The sequence below is a fragment of the Kordia sp. genome (assembly GCF_965224175.1).
In the GTDB taxonomy this organism is placed as follows: domain Bacteria; phylum Bacteroidota; class Bacteroidia; order Flavobacteriales; family Flavobacteriaceae; genus Kordia.
The window spans coordinates 5,254,352-5,267,530 of sequence record NZ_OZ245041.1 but is presented as its reverse complement, the minus strand read 5'-3'; the positions used below and the strand labels follow the sequence as shown (position 1 = coordinate 5,267,530).

Genomic DNA, 13,179 nt, shown 5'->3' with positions numbered 1-13,179 from the left:
AATCTAATTCGCTACTTTTAAAAATCCGTTTCCGTTGGTAGTGTTTCCTCCTAAAGCCAATCGACCACTTTTTAGATCATCAATGGCTTTATTAAATGCTTCCAATACATTTTCTGTTAATTTCTCTTTATTCGACAACCATATATTAAGTTGTGTTGGTTGTTTGATAGCATATACTTTCTCTGAATACAAAGCTTTGTCTATCGTTCCACTTGTAAAACGATCAATACTGTTGTGCTGAAAAGCAGTTTCTACGATATCATCTTTTTCAAGAGTAACATCTTCCACAATGACATTTCCAATATGACCATTTTCATTTTCAGCAGCACTTCCAAATAAGCTTTCCAAATCAGCTTTAGCATTTTCTTGAAGTTTTGTATACGCTTCTAAAGTTGTACCTGATCGCCAATCGAATGCTGGACATAAGTAATAAAAGGTTCGATGTCTTAATACACCTTTAATCGAAGAACCAGGAATGACATAATTGATTCTTGCTTCTGTGAAGTTTCCACTAACATTCCACAACATGATTTTTTCTTGTAAATTGGAAGCATTTACCTCATCATTTCCATAACCGATTCCGATGTGAATGGCGTCAGTTGTAAATTTGAATGATCTATATGATTTGAAAGAAGATTGCGTTGCTTTTTGTGTAAATTCTTTACTATTAGAAATTTCTGAATATGGCGTAAATACACAGAAATCGTTTAAATCTTCTGTGTTACGTAAATCATATTTCCGATGCTTTATTGAAGTCGGTTTGATACGTCCTAAACCATTGGTCGCCTGACTTCCCAATAAGAAATCTGGACTGAAAAATAGGTTTAACAATTCTTCCCAAACTTCATCTTTTGCTTCAGAAACTTCAAGTTTGAGTTGTAATTGAAAACGACTGCCTTTATGTACAATTGCATTGGTAAATTTCCCTTGATCTTCCGCCACACCCAAATGATTGATACGCACATGTTCGCGATTGGGTAATATTTTATAATGCTTTAGCAATGTATCTTGAAAGACTTCATTGTTTAGCTGAGTGAAAATTTCTCCTTCACTATTTTGCAACAACGCATCGTTTACAATTAATGACGAGCCTTTTCCAGTATTCTTTTTTGAATTCGGTTCTGTATCTTTTCCTAAAAGTTCCAAAGCTTTATCAGAAGCCAACGATTTGATCACTCCTTTTAGTGAAGTGCCAGGAATGACAGGTAAATTGTTCCAATCTCTTCGGACTTGCGTATCGCTGTAACTGTTTTCCAAACCACTGGCAATACAAAGCGGGCTTTCCAATTCGATGGTCATATTTGCGAGATATTTAATCATTTTTTAAGGTTTTAGGAAGTTCAACACATATTTTTAGTAAGAGTTCAACCGCATTTGTTTGGTTTATAAGTTTATCAATTACGTCAGCTTGCTCCTCGTTCCAGTTTGCATTTGCTTTTTCACGTAAATATCCTTTTTTCTTATCCGTTAATTTTTCTCGTAAAGTTTCTTTCTGATTATCAGAACCGATTGCTTCTAAAATATAATTACGAATTGCACCCCATTGACTTTTAGATGTATTTGCAAAAAGCTTTTTATTCTCTTCATTTTTTATGAATTCTTCAGCTTCTTTATAGGTTGCATGATCTTTTTGAATGATTTCATTACGTTCTGAAAGTTGTTTTAGGAACTCACTTTCAGTAGTTTCCTCTTTATTTGTAAGATTCACTCGAATATCTTCGTTGAATTTTTGAACAGTCTTGCTTTGTAAAAATTCAGGATTGACTAAGATGTGTCCAAAACCTTCCGATTTATGAACGCCTACTCCATTATTAATGACTTCGGCACTAATTTCAATATCTTGATCTTTCTCACAACTTTCAAACACCAACACACTTCCCTTTTTAATCGCAATACGATCAGCATCTTCATTTCTTCTTTTGGAATTGTACGTGCGAAACGATTTGAATTGAATAAACGTTTTTTTCTTGTTCAGCTTCGCGTTCTTAATACCGAATAGTTCAGCTTTTATTTCAGTAGCATATTGACCAAATTCATTTAAAAAGATTAAATCACTAAGCGCATATATCGTGATTTGTTCTTCTTTGACAGCTATTGCTAATGGTTTTTGCGTTGCTTTTGAGACATTAATTTCTACATGTCCAAATTCTCCTTTGGAAGTACCTATGTAGTGTTCGCCATTTAGTTGTTGAATTGCTTCTTCAATTTCATCGGATGATTCTTTTACAGAAATACTTCCTTGGAAACGCACTCTTCTTTCTATATAGCTGTATAGATACATGCTTTCATCTTTGGAACGTCTACTCTTTAACTCTCTAGCAGATTTTAAACGTTCGCCTTGTGGCACGGTAAAAAGCAATGTTTCTGAATCTTTGGAAATAATAAAACCTTCTTTTTGTTGCTTCTTATCATCATCAGAAGAAAAAAAAGTAAATCTACTTCCATCTTTCTTTTTGTGTAAAGAGAATGGAACTGGCAGACCGATTTGCTCCTGATACATCGGATAGGCATTCCCAAAGCTCACATTTCCAGAATGAAATAATTCGTGAAGAGCTTCTTTATTCTCTATTTTCAAATCTGCATACGATTGCTTTGCGACCAATCCTAAGAGCTTCGCTCCTTGTACATAATCGATAACATCCGATTGTACTTCTGAACCTGACTGCGTGCGCAATACCAACGGTTCTTTTGCGGTAATAGTTACTGTATACTGTTGCATGGTTCTTCAATTTTTACGACACAACTGCCCAAGCCTTTGTATCTATCTTTTCCAATTTCTTTGATTAATCCTGCCATCAAGTGAAGGTCTTGTTTTAAATTTTCAAGCTTAGTTTCATTCGTCATGTTTTCAACGGTAATCGTTCCGTGAAGTTTCATTGGAATGACAACTTTAGTGGTGCGCAGTGAATGTTCTTTGGCTACCTTAGTATCCGTTTCAATAGCTGTTGTTGTTAAATTATTATAGAACAAATGATGATGCGCTTTTGGAATAATTTCTTTCAATCTCAGTGTATTGAATTTGATATCACCTTGAAGTATATAGGGCTCTCCAAACAACTTTATTAAGTTTTCTGATTCTGTAGCGAGTGCATTACATTTTTGCAACACAGTTATTTGCTCTCTAAACAGTCCTTTTAAGGCTTTACCACCAAAAATAGGATGATCGTCTTCCAATATCGGACTGTTATCAACGCCGACACTTTGTCCTGCTTTGTCTTGATGTAACCAATACGAATGAAAGGTTACGGAATAGGAAAATGTATTCATGCTTTTACAAGTTTTTGAAGATTGATTAGATTGTATAAGTACGGTAAGTCAAGTTCTTCCTTATGCATATCCTTAATGAATTCAGCTTTTGACTTAGGTAATTTTTCCAACATGCGATCTTTGAGAAATGTTCGCTGTGGATTATCAAGAATAATTTGTGATAGATGTTCTTCCAAATCTGCTTTTGGGAAATCATCTTTTTTGATTGACAATGCATCAGCCTGAAACTGTGCTAATTCCACAATACTAAATGGTTTTGCATTGTAGAAGCTGTCTTTATCATTTGGTGTTAATTCTGAGTCTTTGATACGTTCAAAATCACTCGCATACGTATTTCGGACTCTGTGAACGCGAATAGCACTATATTCTCGATTGCTTCCTGTTTTGGCGTTTTTACACAAATCTTCTACCAAATCTGCCGTATAGTGTAGTGGAAATTTTTGTTTGGTAAATGCAATGCCCGAAGCAACTGTCAACCCTTTTCCTTTTGTTTCTTTGATTTGCTTGGAATGATCTTCAAAAGTAGACATATAGACTCGTGTAAAATCAAATGCATGTTCTGCTTTGATAATTACCGTAACATCATCACCACCTATCAACACTGGACGAAACGGAATTTTCTGTTTTTCACATATTGCATCTTTCACGATAGGAAATGTTTCTTTAATAGCAGTTTCCAATGCATTTATCGTAGCCGCTTCCACTTCATTTGAAAATTTTTGAAGTGCTTTACTATCTGAGTTATCGATGAGTTTCTCAATAAAATTTCCCAATCCATTGGTATCAATATGAACCAAAGCAATAAAACTTTGTTCCGATGCTATCTCTTCAAGTTCAATTGGGAATTCAGCGTGAATATTTTTGAGCTTGTCTAGCAATAACTTACCATCTTTATGCTTGTGTTTTATTTTTGTTGCGAGATCGAGTTCTTTATCGAGTTTACTTTCAATTGGATACGATTGAATCTTTCGTGTTCGCTGATTTCGAGCAACTCCCATGCATGCCAATCGCGGATAATACACAGGTCGTTGTTTTTTGGTTGCTAGTGCCTGGTTTAGCTTTTGAATACTTTCTGCGGTAGGATCGCTTTTTTCTTCCAAATCAAGAATCGCTTGACAAAATTTTAATTCAGGATATTCGAGCGTGATGTACATGGAGAATTTGGCATAGATTTCTTTAAACCTGTCCAACTCCGCGTCTGAAATAGAAAAGACACAACGAATATTTCCTGCGGCTTGTAGCAGAATGGTTGCGTTTTGTAGAAAGTCCTTAAAATGGTATTGAAACTTCGATTTACAGACTTTTTCCACAATTTCACTTGCACCAATAATTTCTTTGAGTTTGTTGGTTTCAAAAATGTACGATTGAATACTGTACACCGCAAAACCATAATAATATGTATGCATGATGTTTGATTTTTATAGATAGCTACAAGAAAGTGCTATTATCAATGGTGCTCCATACCTTGAGGAAGGTATATTGTTTGTTAGACTGTTAGACCGCTGCGCTTTTAGATGTTAGATCGCTTTGCTATTAGACTGTTTTTGTGTAACTGTCCTTTTCAAATTCAAGTTCAGCTTCAATTTCAAATTCCCGCGCGCCAACTGGCTACTTCGCTAAAAAGGTTTACTAAACCTTTTCTTTACGCTCGTCCCCAACGTCAAATGCCAAGTACTTCTAAAACAACACGTGGTGTATTGAGTTACACATCATTCAAGAGTTTTCACGGCGTCAAATGCCAATATTTCCAATAACCTTATTTACCCCAAATTCCAACGCGCCAGCTGGCTACTTCGCTAAATAGGTCTACTAGACCTATTTATTTCGCTCGTCCCCAACGTTAAATGCCAAGTACTTTCAAAACACAAATTGAATTCACAGTTGACCCAGACGAAGTGTTTTCACGGCGTTGTATGCCAGTCACTTTCAAAACCCGTAAATTTTCAATCTCAACAATAACAAGGCTTTCAAAGCATTTTAACATTTCTACTTTGCCCGTATTATGCATTGGTTCAATTTTTCAAGAAAATTTCACACATATAAATCTCACTCAATTTCAAGTTCAGTTTCGATTTTAATTTCATCAAAAAAAAAAATTAACTCCAAACTCCAACGCGCCAGCTGGCTACTTCGCTAAAAAGGTCTACTAGACCTTTTCTTTACGCTTGTCCCCAACGTCAAATGCCAAGTACTTCTAAAACCAAGTAACAACTGCACAAGAACAAGTGGAGAAAGGTTTTCACGACGTCAAATGCCAAGTACTTCTAAAACTTAATGGTTTAGTTAACTTAAATAAAGATGGAAGGTTTTCACGGCGTCAAGTGCCAATAATTATTTACTCCTTAGGAAAATATTCAATCCAATTATTTTTATCTTCTTTTAAGTCATTTAGTATATCATTTAAAACAACCTTTACTTGCTTTTTTTGTGGATATGTAAGCATATCTGTTAAACAATTATTCCTATTATCTGGTGCATAAATTTTAGCCTTTATAATGTTACTCTGTATAAATTCTATCACTTTAATTATTTGAAGGTTTAGCTTGTTTGGCATTTTCAATTCTTGAAATGCTTTTTTGACAAATTCATTTATCAAAATAGATTTTAATGGTAATTCTTGTTTCTGAGTCTTTACTAATAATTTTAGTAGTGTAATTATCTTTATTATTTCATAAGGATACTCTCCGAAATCTCTTTGTATGTGAGGGTATATTTTTAATTTTTCATTGTTTTTTGAAAGTTTATAGTTTTCATGTAAATAATATTCATTTTTTCCTTTTACATAATCAGTTCGTCTAGCTGGAACTATATCAATCTTTTCTTTTTTACCGTTAATATTATACATCAAACCAATAGATACTCTTTGTTTTCTTACAATCACATTCGAGTTAGAATATTTATCTTTCAAATAGTTATACACAGTATAGTACATATCTTTTTCATTTTTATAACTATCTGTTTTAAATTGAATTAGAATATCTAAATCCGAATATCCATTTAAAGAAGTTCCATGATCAAAAGAACCTTGATATCTTACTTTTCCTAATATAGCATACCAAAACTTTTTACTTAAGGCTTCCTTTATTAGTTTTCCTTTTTCTAATACTTTATCAAATACATCATCAGGTTCATAATAATCTAATACAGATTCCAAATATTTAATCAAATCTTCCTCATTCAATACTCTTTTTCCAGTAAAAGTATAATAGAGATATTTTATAAACTTATAAAGAACAGCGCCAATAATAGCTACTACAAATAAAAATATAAGTAGTGCTTTAATATCAATTCTTTGTTGTGGACTTTCGTCTTGTTTTTTAAACTGTTGCATTCTACTTTTTTATTAAATTAAATCAATTCCTTTTCCTCTTTACTACCGAAGAAATTATTTCTTAAAGCAAAAGGGCATGGAGATATCGGAGACTCGATTTCACCTTTCGACTTCGCTCAAGACGGGCTCTGTCAAGCACCAAGTACTTTAAACCACAAGCGAGGTAACACTTGCGGTTATAATGTTTGCGTTTTAACGGCTTCGATTGCCCGATTACTCTTGAACTAGATTTTATTATCCTGAAATGGAGGTGTCGGAATTATTGTTTCAGCAATTTCTATTGCTTTTTTAGGATTTACACTTTCATTTGGATAGGCATCTAAAACTAAAGAAGGTAATAGTCTTCGTGTTAAATCAGAAAATGTAAAACCATACTCTCTAATATCTGTTTTGCCTGTGATCGTTACCAAATCGTTGATATCATCATCTGTAAAACCAAGTTCGGTTAGCGGTGCTTTTAAAACAGCTAATCTTTGCTCATCATTTGGTCTGCTAAATTTTAAGATATCAGCGGCTCTTCTTTTTATGGCAGGATCTAATGAGTTTAAGCGATTCGTACACATGATAACAGCTGCTGGAAGTTTTCCATTAGCTATTCTATCAATTCCACGTATAAAAGCATTTACTCCAGCTTTATCTTCATGATGCATTTGATTGCTTTCGCGCGATTGAGTCAAAGCATCAGCTTCGTCCACTAGAAAAATTACTGCTCCTCTAGATTTCCCTGATGGGTTGTTAAGTTTTTTAGCTTTTTCAATGGCATAATCAAATGCTGTAGATATTAGTTTTGTCATTTCGCCAACATGACCTTGTCCTCTGACAGATAAACTTAAAGGTAGTAAAGTGACATCTATTTTTTCTTGTCTGGCAACAGCGTCACCAATACAAGTTGCCAATTCTGATTTACCTGATCCAACATCTCCTTCTAAAATAACCAATGGTGGTCTTCTTAAAACAATATTGGATATATGTTTTGCATCAGGATGATATTTTTTTATCCAAGACTTAATACCTTCAGGATTTATTAAAAGGCTTAGGATTTTAGTCATACGACTCTTATGATTATCTAATCCAACTAATGCGTTGAGTCGTTCTTGATAATCTATATTAGGATATATAATTGCTTGTTCAAACAAGTTTTCTGTTGATGGTCTTGTACTCATATTTACTATTTTTTAATTGTGAAACGATTTAATGATTTACTTCCAGAAGTATATGTTTTATCTTGTGACATATAGCCATCTACGCCAGGTTCAGCGGCTCCTGTTCTTTTAATAGGTAAATTACTTTTATAATTATTTCTTTCTTCTGAACTTAAATTAAACCACGATGAAGTATATATGAGATAACTATTAAAGAACGCTCCTTTAACATCAGCTCCAGGTTTTATTCTTCCAGGATCATCATCAACACCTGATGTATTCGCAAGGTCTTTGGCTGTATATTTTATTGTGGGTTCAATCCATTTTCCATTTTTTTGAAATCCGTATGTAACATTATCCAAGTAACCATCTTTCAGAAGTTCTATAATCTCTGCTTCTAAATTAGATATATGACTATCAAGTGGTTCATTATAAAATCTTTGCATTCTTTTTAAATCTGTTGCTACTTTAGCTGCTAATTTTTTAGCATGGGTAATTGTGAAATTATTACTAAACGAATTACTAAAACTCATAAACTATTTTTTTTAAATGTGAAATGATGGACCAAATACTTTTTTCCAGTAGTAAATAGTATTTTCTTTTGTGGTAGCTGCTAATGCAGCATCGATAGCATCGCCTGCATCTATTGCAGCATCAACGACCAAATCTGCCTGAGCGTCTGTATACAATTTTGCTGCATTGTTTTCTTCATTTACTGGGTCAATCATCTGAACAGGTTCCGAAAATGAACCTATATTACTGTAAGGATAATAGTCATCAAATGAAATCTGTTCTCTTACATCTGTGGTTGCTATATAGGTAAAAAAGCTTTGAAGGGCTTCAGGATAATCCGAAAAGTCTTGACCTTTATCTGCAAGTTTTGCAAAAATGAGTTCAATCATAAATGACTTGAACTTGAAATCAGGATTTTCACTTTTTATATTTTTCGCCCAGTATTTTGCAAGTCTTATCACCTGAGCAAAATGAGTATTGTTTTTTGATTTCCGCGCTCTTATAAACTCTATATGTAATGGTATATTCGTTTTTAAAAACGAACCATCATCTTGACTAACTAGATTTCCGTACCAATCAGGATCATCATAATAGAGAATTGGAACTATATCTACATCTAATCCAGTTCCTCTAAAAGAAACTTGAACAGAATATGTTTGAGGAACTACTTGATCTGGACTAAAGTTTGGAAATGCTTTTCTCAGCTTTTCTGCTAAATAATTTAACAATTCTTCTATACTAGGTGGAGCATCGTCTGCCTTGATATAACAACCAACATCAATATCACTAGTTGATTTTAGAGCAGTACCTTTTGCAAGACTTCCAGAAATTAGCATTCTTTTTAATACAAAGTCTGGATGCTCATTTAAGTAGTTTGTCAGTTTATCTCTTAGTCGATTTGCTTGTGCTCGATATTCTTTGGCTTTATCACTTGGTAAATTAATTGTATTTACCGCCCAATTTGCTATGTTTCTATGTGAAACGTGTTCTCTTCCCATAATTTTAATGTGTTATTTTTATGAGGACAAGAACGGCACATTTGGAAGGGTTTTCAATACCTTGATGAAGGTATATTGAGTGTATTTAGATTTTTAGACCGCTTTTTTTTAGATAAAATATTTTGCCTAGACTATTTAATTGTTTATATAATTCCGTGTATTTTTTCAATGCCATTAAAAGTTTAATCAACCTTATTCATCCATAGGTTTTAAGGACGTTACATCCTTATATAAATTTTGAAGTTTTAAAAGCGTCATTGCATTATTATATAAATGTGGAACTACATTAGCATAGGTTAATAAATGCTTGTTTGGAATGGTCTTGAATTCTGAATGGCGTGACGGATAAAATTGGTCATTTGAATAATATAACACTCCTATTCCTTGACTTATGAACTTTTTAGTGAGAGGTATCATATAATCGTCCAAATATGGCTGATCCCATTTTCTACCATCTGCGCTTGAGTTATCAAAAATGACAAGCTGAAATTTAGTTGGATGCAATCCGTCTTTATTTACCAATTCGTTTTTTATTTGCTCATATGTTAGTTCTCTAACGTTTACTTCTGTACAATTGAATTCTACTTTTGAAGATCCTTTCTTAAATATTCGTTCCAAGTCTTCATTTATTGGTGTGGTAACTTCATGTACTAATAATATTTGTGATTTCCCTCGCAATTCTTTGTTATCTTTTTCTGAATTTTTAATGTGTTGAATCGTTCTAATTTCTGCTTCTCTAACGTTTTCAATTGAATCTTGAAATTTCTTTTTCAAAGCTTTAGCTTTTTTATCCGTTTTTCGCTTTATGATTTGATCGATTCCGAAAATGCTTAAAAAGGTCAAAAGTAATGTTAACAAAAATCCTTGTACTCCTATTTTAGTAATGAATAAATCATCAATTTTGTTCTCATTACCAATAGTACGTTTTGTATTTTCTAAAATATCTTTATTTAAAGAGTTTACCTCTTTATCTATTTTTTGTTGTAATAAAATTTCTGAAGTATTGCTTTGTGTTGAAACTTCTTGAGTTTGCTTTGTGTCTTGTTGCGCTGCTAATAACATCACAAAAGTTATTGCTATAATAAATGTTATTTTTTTCATTGTGTTTGTATTTTTTAATTGAAATTATTTTTTGTCAGGATGCACCTTGTAGTTGTATTTTTCGCCCAATTCTTCTAATAATTCGATAAGAAATAAACCACTAACGGCATAATTAGTTCTGAATTCTTTACGCTCTTCTAAAGTTCCTGCATAGTGAATCCCTAATACTTTTCCTGTCCTAAAATCTAGTAGAGGAGAACCTGAATTCCCTCCCCAAGTGGTACAATCATGATGATATATGTAATTTGAAATACAAGTTCTAAAAAAAGCACCTGGAGCAAATTGTTTTACTTCTGAAACACTATTGAAGTGTTTATTCCTAGATTCATCATTATCACATGCTGGATACCCAACTACATAAATATCTTCTTTCAACGTTGGTGGATCATACGAAAGTTCTAATCCCTCTGGTAATTTATGTCCATTGTGATTTTGTGTTTGTACGCGTAATAAAGCGATGTCTAGTTCTGAACCCTTAGTTATATGAATTACTTCTTTGATATCAAACTCAAAAGTTTCCCCTGAGTCTTGCTCTTTTTTAAAATCAATTTTTACACCTAACGGACGTCTGCGATAGCTCGGGTTTATTTTAAAGACACCTTCTTCCTTTTTGGAAGCAAAATGCTGTGCAACATGTCTATTTGTAACTATGATATCAGTATCTTTTAACAACCATCCCGTACCTGCCCATTCCATTTCATGATGTCCAACCAACTCAATTCGTCCGACGGCTGGAATTACTTTTGAAATGGTTTCTATATTTTCATCGACATGTTTTTTCCAATCGGTAGTTTTTCCAAACTCAATTTGATCGTTATTGATTAAAAAAACAGGACGATCAACTTCTCTAATGATACTCTGTTCTGCTTTTTTATACAACTCCATTTCCTTTGCTACTCCGTCAATAGAAGAATTGAAAAGCATATTAATGATATGTACGCTTTCTTTATCGCTTAGAAATGTTTGTAAACTTTCAAAAAATGCTTCTTCAGTCTCAAAGTTTATATGAACTCTTATATTACTAATGATTTCGTCATTGTTGTAATGTGCTTTTAGATTAGCTAAAACTTCTTTTGGAGATTTTGGAGAGCTCTCATTCTCAGAAGTGTGTTGTGTTGATTCCATAAATACTTGTTTTTATTTTGAATACAAGTACGTTTGAAATCAAAAAAATGACAATACCTTGATGAGGGTATATTGAGTCGGAGACATTTCTGCGAAGGTAGGAATCTATTAAACACTTCACTATTAGATTATTTATCTTAATTGACTTTTTAAAATTCAAGTTCAATTTCGACTTCAATTTAAAAAATGCCTACGCACCAGCTGGCTACTTCGCTAAAAAGGTCTACCAGACCTTTTCTTGACACTCGTCCCCAACGTCAAATGCCAAGTACTTCTAAAACTAATAATGGTAAGTCCGTTCGTTATAAGTTTAAGTTTTCACGGCGTCAAATGCCAATAATTCACAAGAAACTTTTTTACTCAAAACTCCAACGCGCCAGCTGGCTACTTCGCTAAAAAGGTTTACTAAACCTTTTTTTTACGCTCGTCCCCAACGTCAAATGCCAAGTACTTCTAAAACTGGACGGGTCAAGGCACCAAGGAAAATCTTTGTTTTCACGGCGTCAAATGCCAAGTACTTCTAAAACTTTTAATGGAAGGATGGGAAATAACTGGCTATTTGTTTTCACGGCGTCAAATGCCAAGTACTTCTAAAACAGAAGAGCAAGTGGAAAACTCTGTTGATCTAATCGTTTTCACGGCGTCAAATGCCAAGTACTTCTAAAACCCGTAAATTTTCAATCTCAACAATAGCAAGGGTTTCAAAGCGTTTTTTCATTTCTATTTTGCCCATATAATGCATAGGGTTAAATTTTTCATTGTTTCACAAAAGTACATTTTGAGTGTTATTATACTCTATATTTTCTCTTCTGTGTTTGAGTTTTAAGTTCAACTTCAATTTAAAAAATGCTTACACGCGAGCTGGTTACTTCGTTAAAAAGGTATACTATACCTTTTCTTTCCGCTCGTCCCCAACCTCAAATGCCAAGTACTTTCTAAAATTGTCAATTTCAAGTTCAGCTTCAAATTCAAACTCCTACCCGCCAGCTGGCTACTTCGCTAAATAGGTCTACTAGACCTATTTCTTCCGCTCGTCCCCAACGTCAAATGCCAAGTACTTCTAAACTAGCGAGAATTTCAGTTAAAGAAAGTGGCGATGTGTTTTCACGGCGTCAAATGCCTGTAGGTTTCAAGAAACTTTTCTACTCCAAAACCCTAAGTGCCAGCTGGCTACTTCGCTAAAAAGGTTTACTAAACCTTTTCTTTACGCTTCGTTCCCAACGTCAAATGCCAAGTACTTCTAAAACAAATCAAAATTTTAACAAAACTTTTAAACATTAGGTTTTCACGGCGTCAAATGCCAATATTTCCAAAGAAACTTTTCTACTCCAAAATCCTAAGCGCCAGCTGGCTACTTCGCTAAATAGGTCTACTAGACCTATCTTTAACGCTCGTCCCCAACGTCAAATGCCAAGTACTTCTAAAACAATAAGAATATTCTTGGATTACCTGTATATCTATTGTTTTCACGGCGTCAAATGCCAAGTACTTCTAAAACAATCGTAAGTAATTTATCTGCCGCAAAAGCAACATGTTTTCACGGCGTCAAATGCCAAGTACTTCTAAAACTAAACCTTGCGCTTTGTTTGAATGAATACTTTCGTTTTCACGGCGTCAAATGCCAAGTACTTCTAAAACCCGCACTTTTTATAAACTCAATAAAATCAACACTTTCCAAAGATTTTAACATTTCCATTTTAGC

At 33.7% G+C, this 13,179-nt stretch carries 10 protein-coding genes; all 10 read right to left on the bottom strand.

Going from position 1 to position 13,179, the window contains the following annotated elements; translation table 11 throughout:
• Positions 1-3: 3 nt before the first annotated feature.
• The 10 genes from ACOQOS_RS23070 to ACOQOS_RS23025 all read right to left on the bottom strand — a co-directional run bounded on the left by ACOQOS_RS23070 (position 4) and on the right by ACOQOS_RS23025 (position 11,477).
• Positions 4-1,320 (bottom strand): RAMP superfamily CRISPR-associated protein, encoded by a 1,317-nt coding sequence (locus tag ACOQOS_RS23070; RefSeq protein WP_420572791.1) that lies wholly within the window; start codon positions 1,318-1,320, stop codon positions 4-6.
• Entirely contained in the window at positions 1,313-2,719 is a 1,407-nt protein-coding gene (locus ACOQOS_RS23065; RefSeq protein WP_420572790.1) for a hypothetical protein, read from the bottom strand. Before ACOQOS_RS23065 ends, ACOQOS_RS23070 begins: the two co-directional genes overlap by 8 nt.
• Positions 2,701-3,267, bottom strand: a complete 567-nt coding sequence (locus tag ACOQOS_RS23060) for a hypothetical protein (RefSeq protein ID WP_420572789.1) — start codon at positions 3,265-3,267, stop codon at positions 2,701-2,703. The genes ACOQOS_RS23065 and ACOQOS_RS23060 overlap by 19 nt, the downstream gene beginning before the upstream one ends.
• The gene (locus ACOQOS_RS23055) at positions 3,264-4,673 is read right to left on the bottom strand and encodes a Cas10/Cmr2 second palm domain-containing protein (protein WP_420572788.1); all 1,410 of its coding nucleotides are present in this window, start codon (positions 4,671-4,673) and stop codon (positions 3,264-3,266) included. The genes ACOQOS_RS23060 and ACOQOS_RS23055 overlap by 4 nt, the downstream gene beginning before the upstream one ends.
• Positions 4,674-5,602: 929 nt before the next feature.
• Complete coding sequence (locus ACOQOS_RS23050; RefSeq protein ID WP_420572787.1) at positions 5,603-6,598, bottom strand: SMODS domain-containing nucleotidyltransferase; 996 nt, start codon at positions 6,596-6,598, stop codon at positions 5,603-5,605.
• A 224-nt stretch (positions 6,599-6,822) separates the two neighbouring features.
• Positions 6,823-7,761, bottom strand: coding sequence for an AAA family ATPase (locus tag ACOQOS_RS23045; protein WP_420572786.1), 939 nt, complete (start codon positions 7,759-7,761; stop codon positions 6,823-6,825).
• A gap of 5 nt (positions 7,762-7,766) precedes the next feature.
• Entirely contained in the window at positions 7,767-8,273 is a 507-nt protein-coding gene (locus ACOQOS_RS23040) for a hypothetical protein (protein ID WP_420572785.1), read from the bottom strand.
• 12 nt (positions 8,274-8,285) lie between these two features.
• Positions 8,286-9,251: a CBASS oligonucleotide cyclase gene (locus tag ACOQOS_RS23035; RefSeq protein WP_420572784.1), complete on the bottom strand. Its 966-nt coding sequence runs from the start codon at positions 9,249-9,251 to the stop codon at positions 8,286-8,288.
• A gap of 192 nt (positions 9,252-9,443) precedes the next feature.
• Positions 9,444-10,352 (bottom strand): hypothetical protein, encoded by a 909-nt coding sequence (locus ACOQOS_RS23030; RefSeq protein WP_420572783.1) that lies wholly within the window; start codon positions 10,350-10,352, stop codon positions 9,444-9,446.
• Positions 10,353-10,376: 24 nt separating this feature from the next.
• Positions 10,377-11,477, bottom strand: coding sequence for a S1 family peptidase (locus ACOQOS_RS23025; RefSeq protein WP_420572782.1), 1,101 nt, complete (start codon positions 11,475-11,477; stop codon positions 10,377-10,379).
• Between the last annotated feature and the right edge of the window lie 1,702 nt (positions 11,478-13,179).

What these genes read in the sequence shown, in the direction of transcription:
- ACOQOS_RS23070 (WP_420572791.1), bottom strand. Translation starts at nt 1,320, where the DNA reads ATGATTAAATATCTCGCAAATATGACCATCGAATTGGAAAGCCCGCTT.
- ACOQOS_RS23045 (WP_420572786.1), bottom strand. Translation starts at nt 7,761, where the DNA reads ATGAGTACAAGACCATCAACAGAAAACTTGTTTGAACAAGCAATTATA.
- ACOQOS_RS23050 (WP_420572787.1), bottom strand. Translation starts at nt 6,598, where the DNA reads ATGCAACAGTTTAAAAAACAAGACGAAAGTCCACAACAAAGAATTGAT.
- ACOQOS_RS23065 (WP_420572790.1), bottom strand. Translation starts at nt 2,719, where the DNA reads ATGCAACAGTATACAGTAACTATTACCGCAAAAGAACCGTTGGTATTG.
- ACOQOS_RS23040 (WP_420572785.1), bottom strand. Translation starts at nt 8,273, where the DNA reads ATGAGTTTTAGTAATTCGTTTAGTAATAATTTCACAATTACCCATGCT.
- ACOQOS_RS23025 (WP_420572782.1), bottom strand. Translation starts at nt 11,477, where the DNA reads ATGGAATCAACACAACACACTTCTGAGAATGAGAGCTCTCCAAAATCT.
- ACOQOS_RS23055 (WP_420572788.1), bottom strand. Translation starts at nt 4,673, where the DNA reads ATGCATACATATTATTATGGTTTTGCGGTGTACAGTATTCAATCGTAC.
- ACOQOS_RS23060 (WP_420572789.1), bottom strand. Translation starts at nt 3,267, where the DNA reads ATGAATACATTTTCCTATTCCGTAACCTTTCATTCGTATTGGTTACAT.
- ACOQOS_RS23030 (WP_420572783.1), bottom strand. Translation starts at nt 10,352, where the DNA reads ATGAAAAAAATAACATTTATTATAGCAATAACTTTTGTGATGTTATTA.
- ACOQOS_RS23035 (WP_420572784.1), bottom strand. Translation starts at nt 9,251, where the DNA reads ATGGGAAGAGAACACGTTTCACATAGAAACATAGCAAATTGGGCGGTA.